Origin of the sequence: Phycicoccus sp. HDW14, from assembly GCF_011383005.1 — a bacterium.
Taxonomy (GTDB): domain Bacteria; phylum Actinomycetota; class Actinomycetes; order Actinomycetales; family Dermatophilaceae; genus Phycicoccus.
In genome coordinates this window covers 3164080-3176841 of sequence record NZ_CP049935.1, presented here as the reverse complement: position 1 = coordinate 3176841, position 12762 = coordinate 3164080, and the positions used below count along the sequence as shown (strand labels likewise).

Here is a 12762-nt window from a genome sequence, read left to right as displayed (position 1 = left end):
TCCGTTCACCCGTCGTGGGTAGCGTGGCGCCCGATGACCACCCCACACCTGATCTGCCTCGACATCGACGGCACGACCGTCGACCACGACGGCCACCTCCACGAGCCCGTCCGCCTCGCGGTGCGCGCCGCCGTCGACGCCGGCCACCACGTCGTCCTCGCCACCGGCCGCGCCATCATCGGCACGCTGCCGGTGCTCGAGGCCCTGGGCCTGCTGCGCGGCTACGCCGTGTGCGCCAACGGGTCCATCACCCTCGGGCTCGACCCCGACCATCCCGACGGCTACGAGGTGCTCGAGGCCGTGACCTTCGACCCCGCCCCCGCCCTGCGCGTGCTGCGCGAGGAGTTCCCGACCGCCCTCGTCGCGGTCGAGGAGCTCGGGGTCGGCTTCAAGGTCTCCGCCCCGTTCCCCGACGGCGAGCTCGACGGCGAGCCGCGCGTCGTCTCCTTCGAGGAGCTGATGGCCGAGCCGGTGACCCGCCTGACCATCCGCGACCCCGACAGCACGAGCGAGGAGTTCGACGCCCGCACCGAGAAGATCGGGCTGCACGGCGTCGAGTACGCGGTCGGCTGGAGCGCCTGGCTCGACATCACGCCCGAGGGGGTCTCGAAGGCGGCGGCGCTCGAGGGCATCCGGCGGCGGTTGGACGTCGAGCCGCAGCACACCGTCGCCGTCGGCGACCAGCGCAACGACCTCGAGATGCTCCGTTGGGCCGCGCGCGGGGTCGCGATGGACAACGCCCCCGACGAGGTGAAGGCCGCCGCCGACGAGGTCACCGGCCACGTCGACGAGCACGGCCTCGTCGCGGTCCTGCGCTCGCTGACCTGAACCCGTCGGCACCGACCCCACCGCCGCCGCTCCGCCGGTGGCAGGGTGACCCTCCATGAGCAGTGACGTGAGCCGCGCGACCCGGGACGCCAACGAGAGCAAGGTCGTCGAGACCGGGGCCCGGGTGGGCTACGCCATCGTCGGCCTCCTCCACCTCCTCATCGCCTGGATCGCCGTCAAGGTGGCGTGGGGGATCGGCGGCGGGTCGAAGAGTGCCGACCAGTCCGGCGCGCTCGGCACCCTCTCGACCTCCGGGACGGGCAAGGCCCTGCTCTGGGTCGCCGTCGTCGGGTTCGCGCTGCTCGCCGTCTGGAACCTCACCGAGGCCGCGATCAGCCACGGGGAGGCCTCGGACCGCGGCAAGCTCGCCGCCAAGGGCGTCATGTACGCGTTCTTCGCGTGGACGGCCTTCAAGGTCGTCGCCCTCGGCGGCGGCGGGTCGAGCGAGAAGCAGACCGAGGACTTCACGGCCACCCTGATGGGCAGCCCCGCCGGGCAGGTGCTCGTCGGCGCCCTCGGGCTCGTCGTCCTCGGCATCGCGGGCTACCACGTCTACAAGGGCTGGAAGGAGAAGTTCCTCGAGGACCTCGTCGGCCACCCGGGCAGCTGGGCGGTGCAGGCCGGCCGTGCCGGCTACGTCGCCAAGGGGGTCGCGCTGGCCGTCGTCGGCGTCTTCTTCGTCATCGCCGCCGTCCAGCACGACGCCGACAAGGCGCAGGGCCTCGACGGGGCCCTCAAGACCCTCAAGGAGGCCAGCTTCGGGCCGGTGCTCCTCACCCTCGTCGCGCTGGGCATCGCCGCGTACGGCGTCTACTCCTTCGCGCGCGCCCGCTACGCGCGGCTCTGACCCTTCGCCGGGTCGCGGCGCAGGTAGCCCCAGGCCAGCAGGGCGCAGACGATGCCGTTGGCCAGCCCGACGAGCACGTCGGTGACGTGGTGGGCGCCCCGGTAGAGCCGGGCGAACGTCACGAGCAGCGGCGCCACGACGCAGAGCGTGATGACGACCCGGCGCACGACGGGGTTGGGCAGCCGGGTGGCCATGAGCACGAACGAGACGTAGAGCGCGGTCGAGGCGCCGACGTGGCCGCTGGGGTAGCTCGAGGTCGGCGGGGTCGGGTCGAGCCGCTCGACCGTCGGCCGGGGACGCCCGACGACGTACGCGGCGATGACGAAGATGGTGGCCTGCAACGAGATCGCCAGGATCGGCACGAGCGCGAACCACCAGGCCCGCGTGCGCCAGAGGACGACGAGCGCCACGAGCACCCCGACGGCGATGACGTACTCGGTGTTGCCGATCATCGACATGAACTTCGTGATGGTCTCGCCGGTGGGCGTGCGGCGGTCCTGGAACCAGCGGCTGACGTCGTTCTCGGACTCCAGCCCCCGCAGCGGCTCCATGATGACCCAGCCGATCGCGCAGACGACGGCGAAGACGAGCACCCCGGGCAGCACGGCGCGGACGGCGAGGTCGCGCAGGACCTCGCGCACCCCCGGACGGGACGGGTCGTCGTCCCAGCGGGTCAGGAAGGACATCAGGACTCCTCGGGATGGGGGCGGTGGGGTCCGGCCGGCCCGCCGGCGACGGCGAGGTCGTCGGAGGACTCGTGGACGTCGGGGTCGTCGGCCGGGGCCGGGTCGGCGGGGTTCCATCCGGCGTAGCCGGCGTACGAGGCGAGGACGAGACCGGTACCCGTGACGACGCCGACGAAGACGTCGCTCGGGTAGTGCACGCCGAGGAACATCCGGTCGGAGGCGGTGACAAGGACGACGGCGGCGCCGACCGTGACCAGCGCGGCCCGGGCGGCGCCGGCGCGCACGACCGGCCAGAGCAGGACGACGAGCACCGTCACCCAGGCCGCGGTGTTGACGGCGTGGCCGGAGGGGAAGGAGTACCCGGGCGCCTGCGACACGGGGTCCTCGACGACGGGGCGGGCCCGCTGGAACACGTACTTGGCCCCGAGCCCGACCGACCACGAGAGCATGAGCGTCGCGAACGCCCACCAGGCGCGGGTCCGCATCCCGGTGCGCCACCACACGAGCAGGCAGACGAGCGTGCCGACGACGTGGAGGTAGACCGGCCGGGTCACCTCCTGCCAGGTGAGGAGGGCGTCGCGGAAGGCCGGGTGGTCGCGGGTGATGTCGGTGAGCCGGGTGATGACGCCGTCGTCGAGGTCGATGAGCGGGTCCCACTTGCTGCGGACGAGGAACCCGACGCCGAAGAGCACGACCGCCGTCACGAGCGCGTAGACCGCCGCGCGGCCGAGCCGACGGGTGCGCGTCCGCGGAGGACGGGCCACGTCGGTGCTGGTCATCCGGCCTTTCTACCGCACCGCGGGGGTGGCGGACGGCGGTGGGTGCAGGGTTCCGCCGCAGGCCCGGTCGCCCCGTCCGTGCTCGCGGGCGACGTGGGATGCTGGCCCCGCCATGGCCGAGCTCCACGTCACCTCCGCGACCAACCCCCGCCTCAAGGCGGTCGCCGCGCTGCGCCGTCGCCGGGTCCGTGAGGAGGAGGGGATGACGGTCGTCGACGGCTACGACGAGCTCGAGCTCGCCGTCGACGCCGGGGTGGTGCCCGACCTGCTGCTGCACTGCCCCGAGCTGATGCTCGACCCCACCGCGCAGGGCCGGCTCGTCGAGCGGGTCCGGGCGCTCAGCGCCACGACGATCCGGTGCGGGCGCGCCGCCTTTGAGAAGGTCGCCTACCGCGAGGGACCCGACGGCTTCCTTGCCGTCGTCCCGGTCGCGGGGGTCGCGCTCGCCGACCTCCCCCTGCCGCCCGACCCGCTCGTCGTCGTCGTGGAGGGCCTCGAGAAGCCGGGCAACCTCGGGTCGGTGCTGCGCAGCGCCGATGCCGCGGGCGCCGCGGCCGTCGTCGCCGCCGACCCCGCCACCGACTGGGGCAACCCCAACGTCGTGCGGGCCAGCAAGGGCACCGTCTTCACCGTGCCGGTGGCCGCCGCGCCGCTGCCCGAGGTCCTCGGATGGCTGCGCGACCGGGGGCTGCGGCTCGTCGCGACGACCCCGGACACCGAGGTGCTGCACACGGCCGTCGACTGGCGGGGCGGGGTCGCCATCGCCGTCGGCACCGAGAAGACCGGGCTCACCGACGCCGCGCTCGCGGCCGCCGACGAGCGGGTGCGCATCCCGATGGCCGGTCGGGTCAACTCGCTCAACGCGGGGGTCTCCGCGGCGGTCGTGCTCTACGAGGCGGTCCGCCAGCGGTCCTGAGGTGGCCGCTGTGACGGGTGGTGCTGGAGAGCCCCATCCGACCCACCCGTGTCAGGAGCACCCCTCCCACTATGGGACCATGAACGGCATGCGAGTTGACCACGTCGTCTATGCGGCCGAGCACGATGGCGTGCACGCGACGGCCGAACGCCTCGCGAAGCTGATCGGCGTCGAGCCGGTCGACGGGGGAGTCCACCCGCGCTTCGGGACGCGCAACGTCATCCTTCCCCTGGCGCACGAGCGCTACGTCGAGGTCGTCGAGGTGCTCGACCACCCGGCGAGCGACAAGGCGCCGTTCGGGCAGGTCGTCCGGGCCCGCTCGGCCGCCGGTGGGGGCTGGCTCGGCTGGGTCGTCCAGGTCGACGACATCGCCGAGCAGGAGAAGCGCCTCGGCCGCGAGGCGGTCACGGGCAACCGGCACCGTCCCGACGGCGTCGAGCTGCGCTGGCAGCAGCTCGGGGTCAAGGGCCTGCAGGCCGACCCGCAGCTGCCGTTCTTCATCTGCTGGGAGGAGGGGACCCCGCACCCCTCCGAGGACGCCGACACCGAGGTGACCATCGAGTCGCTGACCATCGCCGGCGACCCCGACCGGGTCCGCGACTGGCTCGGCCTTCCCGCCGACTACACCTCCTCGGTCATCGAGTTCTCGTTCGTCTCCCCGCACGGGACGCCCGGCCTCATGGCCGTCACCTTCGAGACGCCCCAGGGCGAGGTCACCATCTGACCTCTCCGCGCGACGACACCGAGGGCCCCACCGCACGCGGTGGGGGCCCTCGTCGTCGTGCCGGGTCAGCTGCGCGGGGTCCAGCGGCGCAGGCGCAGGCTGTTGGTGACGACGAGGACGCTCGAGAGGGCCATCGCCGCCCCCGCCACCATCGGGTCGAGCACCCCGGCCACGGCCAGCGGGATGGCGGCGACGTTGTAGCCGAACGCCCAGACGAGGTTCTGCCGGATGGTGCGCAGCGTGGCCCGGGACAGGTCGATGGCGTCGGCGACCGCCGGCAGCTCCGAGCGGAGCAGGACGATGTCGGCCGCGTCGGCCGCGACGTCGGTGCCGCTGCCCATCGCGATGCCGAGGTCGGCCTGGGCCAGGGCGGCCGCGTCGTTGACCCCGTCGCCGACCATGGCCACGACCCGGCCGCGGCGCTGGAGGTCGGCGACCATCGCGTGCTTGTCCTCGGGGCGGACGTCGGCGACGACCCGGCCGACGGGGATGCCGACGTCGCGGGCCACCGTGAGGGCGGCCCGGTCGTGGTCGCCGGTCAGCAGGTAGCAGACCAGGCCGGTGTCGTCGAGGGCGCGCACCGCGCGGCCCGAGCTGCGGCGCACGGTGTCGGCGACGGTGAGCGAGGCGCGGGCGGTGCCGTCCCAGCCGACCCAGACGGTGGTGCCCTCGCTCGACGGCGTCGCGATGTCGGCCGGGACGGTGTCGAAGAGGTCGGCACGGCCCACGGTGACCCGGGCGCCCTTGATGGAGGCGACGGCGCCCGAGCCGGGCAGGGCCTCGAAGTCGGTGATGGCCGGCACGTCGAGCGCCCGCGAACGGGCTGCTGCGAGAACGGCCTTCGCGACCGGGTGCTCGCTGCCGGCCTCGACCGCAGCCGCCGCGCGGAGGGCCTGGTCCTTCGGCAGCCGGCCGTGGGTGGTCACCTCGACGAGGGTCATCTCGCCGGTCGTCACCGTGCCGGTCTTGTCGAGGACGACGGTGTCGATGCGGCGGGTGTCCTCGAGGACGTCGGCGCCCTTGATGAGGATGCCGAGCCGCGCGCCGCGGCCGGTGCCGACGAGCAGGGCCGTCGGGGTGGCGAGGCCGAGCGCGCACGGGCAGGCGATGACGAGCACGGAGACCGCGACCTCGAGGGCTCGCCCGGCGTCCCCGGTGCCGACCCACCAGCCGGCGAGGGTGAGGAGCGCGAGGCCGAGGACGACGGGGACGAAGACGGCCGAGACGCGGTCGGCGAGCCGCTGCACCGGGGCCTTGGAGGTCTGGGCCCGCTCGACGAGCCGGGCGATGCCGGCCAGCGTGGTCTCGGCGCCGACCCGGGTGGCCTCGACGACGAGCCGCCCGGTGGTGTTGACCGTGCCGCCCGTGACCTCGCTGCCGGGCGCGACCTCGACCGGCTGGGACTCACCGGTGACGAGCGAGGCGTCGAGAGCGCTGCGTCCGTCGCGGACGGTGCCGTCGGTGGCGACCTTCTCACCGGGGCGGACGACGAAGCGGTCGCCGACGGCGAGCTGCTCGACCGGGACGCGCTGCTCGACGGTGGCGCCGCTCGTCGCGTCGGTGCGCAGCACGGCGACGTCCTTGGCGGCGAGGTCGAGCAGGCCGCGCAGCGAGTCGCGGGTGCGGTCGGTGGCCCGGGCCTCCATCCAGCGCCCGGTGAGCAGGAAGGTCGTGACGACGGTGGCGGTCTCGAACCACAGGTGCGACGTGCCGCCCGCCATGCCGCCGCCCGCCCGGCCGGTGAGGACGACGACGAGCGAGGAGAGGTAGGCCGCGAGCACACCGAGCGAGACGAGGGTGTCCATCGTCGACGCGCCGTGCCGGGCGTTGAGTGCCGCGCTGCGGTGGAACGGCCAGCCGGCCCAGACCACGACCGGGGTGGCCAGGGCGAGCTGGACCCACGGCTCGGCCGGGACGTCGAGCGAGGGGACCATCGCCAGCGCGACGACGGGGACGGTGAGGACGGCGGCCACGAGCGCGCGGCGCCGCAGGTCGTCCTGGCGCGTCACCTGGTGGGCGGCGACCGGCGCGGCCACCCGCTCGGCGGCATCCGGGGCCCCCGCGGCCGTCGAGGAGGGGGCGGTGCCGTCAGGTCCGGCACGGTCGGCGGTCTGCGTCGTGACGCTCTCGTCGACCCGCGGACGCTGCGGGGCGGTGCTCGTGAGGGGCTCCGCGCCGTAGCCGGTGCGCTGCACGGTGGCGATGATGTCCTCGACGGTCAGCGGGCCGCTCCACGTGACGCGGGCCTTCTCGGTGGCGAGGTTGACGACGGCGTCGACGCCCTCGAGCCGCCCGAGCTTCTTCTCGATGCGCGCCGAGCACGAGGCGCAGGTCATCCCGGTGATCGCGAGGTCGACCTCGTGGACCTCGTCGGCGGGTCGGTCGGCGGTCTGGGTCACGTCAGCTCCTCACGAGCCGGGTGACGGCGGCGAGCACCTCGTCGACCTTGACGGCCGCGGCCTCGTCGGACTCGCGCGCCGCGTCGACGACGCAGTGCGTGACGTGCTCCTCGAGCAGCCCGAGGCTGACGGCCTGCAGGGCCCGGGTCGCGGCGCTGACCTGGGTGAGGACGTCGATGCAGTAGGTGTCCTCCTCGACCATCCGCGCGATGCCGCGCACCTGGCCCTCGATGCGACGCAGCCGCTTGAGGTGGGCCTCCTTGGTGTCGGAGTAGCCCGGGGTGGCCGGGGGTGCGGGGGTGCTCGCGCTCATGCCTCCACCATACCCCTGTGGGGTATGGGACGCGACTCGGGGAGCGGGCCGGCCGGTCAGCCCGTCGGGGCGTCCCCGTGGACCTCGCCGAGGGTCGTGACGACAGCGTCGGCGACGGCGTCCCGCGCCTCCCGAAGGTACCGCCTCGGGTCGGTCGCGGACGGGTCGGCGGCCAGGCGTTCCCGGACGGCCGCGGTGAACGCCTGCCCGAGGAGGGTGCCGACGTTGACCTTCGTCATGCCGGCGGCGACGGCCCGCCGCAGCTCGTCGGCGGGCACGCCGCTGGAGCCGTGGAGGACCAGCGGGACGGGGACGGCATCGTGCAGCCGGGCGACGAGGTCGTGGTCGAGGCGGGCGGTGCGCGTGGCCATCGCGTGGCTGCTGCCGACGGCCACGGCCAGCGCGTCGACACCGGTCGCGACGACGAACGCGGCCGCCTCACCGGGGTCGGTGCGGACCCCCGGCGCGTGCGCCCCGTCCTTGCCGCCGACCTCCCCGAGCTCGGCCTCGATGAACAGACCCTCCTCGTGCAGCGCGCGGGTCGCCCGGGCCGTCACGGCGACGTTCTCGTCGTGCGGCAACCGGCTGGCGTCGACCATCACCGACGAGAACCCGTGCGCCGCAGCGGAGGCCACGAGGTCGAGGTCCGTCGCGTGGTCGAGGTGGAGGGAGGCGCGGGCGCCCGAGTCCTCGGCCACGGCCCGGCAGGCGGCCGCGAGGGCGCCCACCCGTCCGCCGTGGAAGGCGACGGCGTTCTCGCTCACCTGGAGGATGACCGGATGCCCCGCCCGCTCGGCCCCGGCGAGCACCCCCTCGACCTGCTCGAGGGTGACGACGTTGAACGCGAGCACCGCGCGCCCGGCCGAGGCGGCGGACCCGACGAGGTCGGCGGTCGTGGTGAGCGGCATGGGCGTGGACCTCCGGGGAACGGGTCGGTGGGCGAGCGGGTCGTGGGGGACGAGTGGGTCGAGCGAAGGGGTCAGGCGGACCGGGACGACGCGGCGAGCAGCTCCTCGGCGGTCGGCTGGCCGGCCGTGCCACCGGTGTGGAGCGTCGAGAGGGCTCCCGCGGCGCAGGCCCGGAGCAGCGCCTCGGCCTCACCGCGACCTTCGAGCAGCGCGGCGACGAAGGCGGCGTCGAAGGTGTCGCCGGCGCCGGTGGTGTCGACGGGGACCACCGGCGTGCCGGGCTCGCGCAGGACCCGGTCCGGCCCCACGAGCAGGGCCCCCTCCGCCCCGTCCTTGACGACGACGGTCGGGCCGGCCGCGGCGAGGGTCCGGGCCGCCGACTCGAGGTCGGCACCGACCGACCCGCCGAGCGCCGCCGCCGAGGCCAGGCACTCCTGCGCGTTGGGCAGCAGGAGGTCGACGAACGGCAGCACCTCGGCCAGCCCCGGGTAGCGGCCGGACGGGTCGAGGTTGGTGTCGAGCGAGATTGTCGCCCCCGCGGCGCGCACGAGGGGCAGGAGCCGGGGCAGGGCGGCCGCCCGACGGCGCTGGAGGAAGAAGGACGAGACGTGCACGTGCCGGGCCGGCGGCACGTCCGCCGGTGAGTGCCACGACGGGGCCGGGGAGTCGATGGCGCCGACGAGGGTGAGGGTGGCGCGGGACGGGCCGTCCGAGAGCACGACCGACAGCCCGGTCGGTTCGGGCCCGACCTCGACGCGCGAGCAGTCGACGCCACCCTCGCGCAGCAGCCGGAGGGTCTCGGCGCCGAAGACGTCGTCACCGACCGCGGCGAGCAGGCCGACGCGCATCCCGAGCCGGGCCAGCGCGTGCGCGGTGATGGCCCCGGACCCCCGAGGACGAGCTCGGCGTGCTCGAGCAGCTGCTCGGACTGCCCGAAGCGGGGCACGACGTCGCCCCGCAGCACGAGGTCGGGGTTGGCCTCGCCGAGGACGAGGACGTCGAGCGGCTCGGTCATACGAGGTGGACCTCCACGCCCGCCGCCCGCAGCCGGGCGACCTCGTCGGCCGGTGCCCCGACCTCGGTGAACAGCATGGAGACGCGTGAGGCCGGCACGATCGGCGAGAAGACGACCCGCCCGATCTTGCTGGCGTCGGCGACGACGAAGAGCCGCTGCGAGCGCTCGGCCATCTTCTGGTCGGTGCGGGCCTCGACCGCGTCGTGCGTCGTCAGCCCGCCGGCGACCGAGATGCCGTCGACACCCATGACGGTGATGCCGAAGTTCAGCCCCTCGATGAACCGTTCGGTCCAGGCGCCGACGGCCTCGTAGCTCTCCGAACGCATCGTCCCGCCCGCGATGACCACCCGCAGCCGGGGGCTCGTCGCGAGCTCGGTGGCGATGTTCACCGCGTTGGTGACGACGGTCAGCTCGCTGCGGTCGTGCAGCCGGCGCGCGACCTCGGTGGTCGTCGTGCCCCCGGAGATGGCCAGGGCCATCGCGCGCCGGGGGATGGCCTCGACGCAGGCGGCGGCGATGCGCGCCTTGGCGTCGCGGCGCTGGCCGTCGCGGTAGCGCACCGGCAGCTCACCGGCCAGCACCCGGCAGGTGGCGCCGCCGTGGACGCGCTTGAGCAGGTCCTGGGCCTCGAGCACCGCGAGGTCGCGGCGCAGCGAGGCGTGGGACACCTCGAGCTCGTCGGCCAGCTCGACGACCGACACCGTGCCGCGCTCGGTGAGCAGCGCGAGGATCGCCGCGAGCCGGGAGGTCCGGCGGTCGGACACCTGGGCGCGCGGGGTGGCGGGGAGCGAGGTCATGACGTCCATGATCGGGCGTCAGTGCACCACGCGCTGCGCGGATGGTCGGGGAAACGCTCAACCGGGCTGCGCATCCGGTCAGGACGAGCGTGCGGATCGGTACCGCAACCCGCCGCGGCGGGAACCATCGCCCGCATGACCCGCATCGCGTTCGTCGGCGCCGGGAGCGTCGTCTTCACCCGTCAGCTGCTCCACGACCTCCTCCGCGTCCCCGAGCTCGCCGAGGTGGAGGTCTCCCTCCACGACGTCGACGACCAGCGCCTCGAGACGGCCCGGCGCACGGCCGAGCACCTCGCTTCCCGCACCGGCACCGCACCGACCGTCACCGCGTCGACCGACAGGGCAGCGGCCCTCGACGGGGCGGACTTCGTCGTCAACATGGTGCAGGTCGGCGGTATCGGGGCCACCCGCACCGACTTCGAGGTGCCGGCCCGGTTCGGGGTGCGCCAGACCATCGGCGACACGCTCGGGGTGGGCGGGGTGTTCCGCGCGCTGCGGACCTTCCCGGTGCTCAGCGTGATCGCCGAGGACATGACCCGAGTCTGCCCCGACGCCCACCTGCTCAACTACACGAACCCGATGGCCATGAACATGTGGTGGCTGTCCGAGACGGCACCCCAGGTGCGCTCGGTCGGGCTGTGCCACAGCGTGTACTGGACGGTGCACGACCTCTGCGAGCTGCTCGGTGTGCCGGTCGAGGAGGTGGACTACCGCGCCGCGGGCGTCAACCACCAGGCCTGGCTGCTGGAGTGGAGCCACCGCGGCGCCGACCTCTACCCGCGCCTGCGAGAGCGCGTGGCCGCCGACCCCGAGCTGCGTCGCCGGGTGCGCGTCGACATGTTCCGGAGGCTCGGCTGGTACCCCACCGAGACGAGCGAGCACTCCAGCGAGTACGTCCCCTGGTACCTCCACGACGACGCCGAGGTCGAGCGGCTGCGCATCCCCGTCGGCGACTACCTCGGCATCAGCGAGGACAACGTCCGCGAGTACGACCACACCCGCGAGGTCCTCGACGCCGGGGGCGACCTCGACCTGCCCGAGGAGGTCGCCGAGTACGCCCCGCAGGTGATCCGGGCGATGACGCTCGGCGACGAGGTCACCATCCACGGCAACGTGCCGAACCGCGGGCTGGTCGACAACCTCCCGGAGGGTGCGTGCGTCGAGGTGCCGTGCACCGTCGACGCCTCCGGCATCCACCCGCAGCCGATGGGTGCGCTGCCGCCCCAGTGCGCGGCGCTCAACCACGCGTTCCTCGACGTCGCGGGCCTGACCGTGCGGGCCGCCCTCGACGAGGACCCGCTGATGATCCGCCGGGCGGTCATGGTCGACCCGAACACCTCGGCCACGCTGGCCGTCGACGACGTCTTCGCGATGTGCGACGCCCTCGTCGAGGCCCACGGCGACCTGCTGCCCGAGTGGGCCCGCGCCCGGGTCACCGTCTGACCTGACCTGACCTGACCTGACCTGACCGGACCGGGACCGACGCCGCGGGTCAGAGGCCGAGGCGCAGCGCGTTGTCGCGGTAGATCGCCGGCAGGACCTCGGGCGGCAGGGCGGCGCCGGACACGCGCCAGCGTCCCTGGGACCCGGGCTCGGCCTCGTCGTCGGCGCCCTCGTACGGCCAGTGCTCGTCGTCGGTCTCGAGGAACCGGTAGAGGTTGCGGTAGGCCTGCGGCTCGGGCGGGTAGGCGTCGGTGCCGAAGAGGATGCGGTCGGGGTGCTCGGCCACGAGCCGGGCGAAGGCGCGCGGCTGGCGCCCGATCTCGGCGAGCCGTCCGCCGAGGTCGGCGTGGAAGGTCGGGTACGCGTCCATCATCCGGCCGACGGCGGCGAGGTCCTCGGCGTGGCAGCCGACGTGCGCGCCGATGACGGTCGTGCCCGGGCAGGCGGCCACCAGCGCCTCGAGGGAGGCCATCAGGTCCTCGAAGGACGGATGGCGGGTGCGGTCGCCGAACCACCAGTCCGGCTGGGCACCCAGCTCCTCGAGCCGCTCGTTCGACGCGTCGACGGGGTCGAAGAACGCGACGGGATCGGCGGTGTGCACGAGGACCGGGATGCCGTGCTCGCCGGCGCGCTCCACCACCCGGACCACCCGGTCGTCGTCGGGACGGACCAGGCGCCCCTGCGCGTCGCGGACCGCGAGCCCGAGGTCCTTCCAGATCTTCAGGCCCCGCGCCCCGGCCGCAACCGAGGCGTCGAGGTCGGCGACCAGTGCGCGCCCGTCGTCGTCGGCGGCCAGCGCGCGCCAGTCGACGTGGCAGAACGTCGCGAAGCGTCCGGGGTGGGCCCGGTCGTAGCGCTCGAGGTTGGCCTCGAGCTCGGCGCCCCAGCGGCCGTCGAGGTTGACGACCCGCTCGACGCCGACGTCGTCGAGGGTGGTCAGGAGGTCGGTCACCGAGGGGACGAGCCAGCCCCCGTCGTCCGACAGCCAGGTGCCCAGGTGGTTGTGCACGTCGACGGCCGGCACCGGGGGACGTCCGACCTCGGTGCGGGTCCGGGTCAGGCGGTCGCGGGGGCGGTAGTCCCGCAGCGGCAGGTCGCTCACCCGGC

At 74.4% G+C, this 12762-nt stretch carries 13 protein-coding genes; 5 read left to right on the top strand and 8 right to left on the bottom strand.

What is annotated here, in order from left to right; genetic code table 11:
• Positions 1-33 precede the first annotated feature (33 nt).
• Together G7075_RS15660 and G7075_RS15655 are read left to right on the top strand one after the other, a co-directional pair.
• Positions 34-828: an HAD family hydrolase gene (locus tag G7075_RS15660; RefSeq protein ID WP_166123218.1), complete on the top strand. Its 795-nt coding sequence runs from the start codon at positions 34-36 to the stop codon at positions 826-828.
• A gap of 55 nt (positions 829-883) precedes the next feature.
• Positions 884-1675: a DUF1206 domain-containing protein gene (locus tag G7075_RS15655; protein WP_166123216.1), complete on the top strand. Its 792-nt coding sequence runs from the start codon at positions 884-886 to the stop codon at positions 1673-1675.
• Here the strand turns inward: G7075_RS15655 and G7075_RS15650 are convergent.
• Together G7075_RS15650 and G7075_RS15645 are read right to left on the bottom strand one after the other, a co-directional pair.
• Complete coding sequence (locus G7075_RS15650) at positions 1660-2361, bottom strand: phosphatase PAP2 family protein (protein WP_166123214.1); 702 nt, start codon at positions 2359-2361, stop codon at positions 1660-1662. The genes G7075_RS15655 and G7075_RS15650 overlap by 16 nt on opposite strands.
• Positions 2361-3140 (bottom strand): phosphatase PAP2 family protein, encoded by a 780-nt coding sequence (locus G7075_RS15645; RefSeq protein WP_166123212.1) that lies wholly within the window; start codon positions 3138-3140, stop codon positions 2361-2363. Before G7075_RS15645 ends, G7075_RS15650 begins: the two co-directional genes overlap by 1 nt.
• Positions 3141-3252: 112 nt before the next feature.
• Here G7075_RS15645 and G7075_RS15640 point away from each other — a divergent pair, with 112 nt between their 5' ends.
• The gene (locus tag G7075_RS15640; protein WP_166123210.1) at positions 3253-4056 is read left to right on the top strand and encodes an RNA methyltransferase; all 804 of its coding nucleotides are present in this window, start codon (positions 3253-3255) and stop codon (positions 4054-4056) included.
• A gap of 88 nt (positions 4057-4144) precedes the next feature.
• A complete protein-coding gene (locus G7075_RS15635; RefSeq protein ID WP_166123208.1) occupies positions 4145-4780 on the top strand; it encodes a VOC family protein in 636 nt (211 codons plus the stop codon).
• Between the two features lie 65 nt (positions 4781-4845).
• Here the strand turns inward: G7075_RS15635 and G7075_RS15630 are convergent, their stop codons facing one another.
• The 5 genes from G7075_RS15630 to G7075_RS15610 all read right to left on the bottom strand — a co-directional run bounded on the left by G7075_RS15630 (position 4846) and on the right by G7075_RS15610 (position 10212).
• Positions 4846-7179, bottom strand: a complete 2334-nt coding sequence (locus G7075_RS15630) for a heavy metal translocating P-type ATPase (protein WP_371814092.1) — start codon at positions 7177-7179, stop codon at positions 4846-4848.
• A 1-nt stretch (position 7180) separates the two neighbouring features.
• On the bottom strand, positions 7181-7492 hold the full coding sequence (locus G7075_RS15625) for a metal-sensitive transcriptional regulator (protein ID WP_166123205.1): 312 nt from the start codon (positions 7490-7492) through the stop codon (positions 7181-7183).
• A 56-nt stretch (positions 7493-7548) separates the two neighbouring features.
• Positions 7549-8400 carry a class II fructose-bisphosphate aldolase gene (locus G7075_RS15620; protein WP_166123203.1) on the bottom strand — a complete coding sequence of 284 codons (852 nt, stop codon included), beginning with the start codon at positions 8398-8400 and terminating at the stop codon, positions 7549-7551.
• 71 nt (positions 8401-8471) lie between these two features.
• Positions 8472-9248, bottom strand: a complete 777-nt coding sequence (locus tag G7075_RS15615; protein ID WP_240917667.1) for a carbohydrate kinase family protein — start codon at positions 9246-9248, stop codon at positions 8472-8474.
• Between the two features lie 163 nt (positions 9249-9411).
• Positions 9412-10212, bottom strand: a complete 801-nt coding sequence (locus G7075_RS15610) for a DeoR/GlpR family DNA-binding transcription regulator (protein ID WP_166123201.1) — start codon at positions 10210-10212, stop codon at positions 9412-9414.
• A 135-nt stretch (positions 10213-10347) separates the two neighbouring features.
• Between G7075_RS15610 and G7075_RS15605 the strand changes: the two genes are divergently transcribed.
• Positions 10348-11655, top strand: a complete 1308-nt coding sequence (locus tag G7075_RS15605; RefSeq protein WP_166123199.1) for an alpha-glucosidase/alpha-galactosidase — start codon at positions 10348-10350, stop codon at positions 11653-11655.
• 49 nt (positions 11656-11704) lie between these two features.
• Here G7075_RS15605 and G7075_RS15600 read toward each other — a convergent pair whose 3' ends face one another.
• Complete coding sequence (locus G7075_RS15600; protein WP_166123197.1) at positions 11705-12757, bottom strand: amidohydrolase family protein; 1053 nt, start codon at positions 12755-12757, stop codon at positions 11705-11707.
• Between the last annotated feature and the right edge of the window lie 5 nt (positions 12758-12762).

Coding starts and splice junctions, on each gene's coding strand:
- G7075_RS15645 (WP_166123212.1), bottom strand. CDS start 3,140: ATGACCAGCACCGACGTGGCCCGTCCTCCGCGGACGCGCACCCGTCGG.
- G7075_RS15610 (WP_166123201.1), bottom strand. CDS start 10,212: ATGACCTCGCTCCCCGCCACCCCGCGCGCCCAGGTGTCCGACCGCCGG.
- G7075_RS15620 (WP_166123203.1), bottom strand. CDS start 8,400: ATGCCGCTCACCACGACCGCCGACCTCGTCGGGTCCGCCGCCTCGGCC.
- G7075_RS15615 (WP_240917667.1), bottom strand. CDS start 9,248: ATGCGCGTCGGCCTGCTCGCCGCGGTCGGTGACGACGTCTTCGGCGCC.
- G7075_RS15605 (WP_166123199.1), top strand. CDS start 10,348: ATGACCCGCATCGCGTTCGTCGGCGCCGGGAGCGTCGTCTTCACCCGT.
- G7075_RS15625 (WP_166123205.1), bottom strand. CDS start 7,492: ATGAGCGCGAGCACCCCCGCACCCCCGGCCACCCCGGGCTACTCCGAC.
- G7075_RS15640 (WP_166123210.1), top strand. CDS start 3,253: ATGGCCGAGCTCCACGTCACCTCCGCGACCAACCCCCGCCTCAAGGCG.
- G7075_RS15660 (WP_166123218.1), top strand. CDS start 34: ATGACCACCCCACACCTGATCTGCCTCGACATCGACGGCACGACCGTC.
- G7075_RS15635 (WP_166123208.1), top strand. CDS start 4,145: ATGCGAGTTGACCACGTCGTCTATGCGGCCGAGCACGATGGCGTGCAC.
- G7075_RS15650 (WP_166123214.1), bottom strand. CDS start 2,361: ATGTCCTTCCTGACCCGCTGGGACGACGACCCGTCCCGTCCGGGGGTG.
- G7075_RS15655 (WP_166123216.1), top strand. CDS start 884: ATGAGCAGTGACGTGAGCCGCGCGACCCGGGACGCCAACGAGAGCAAG.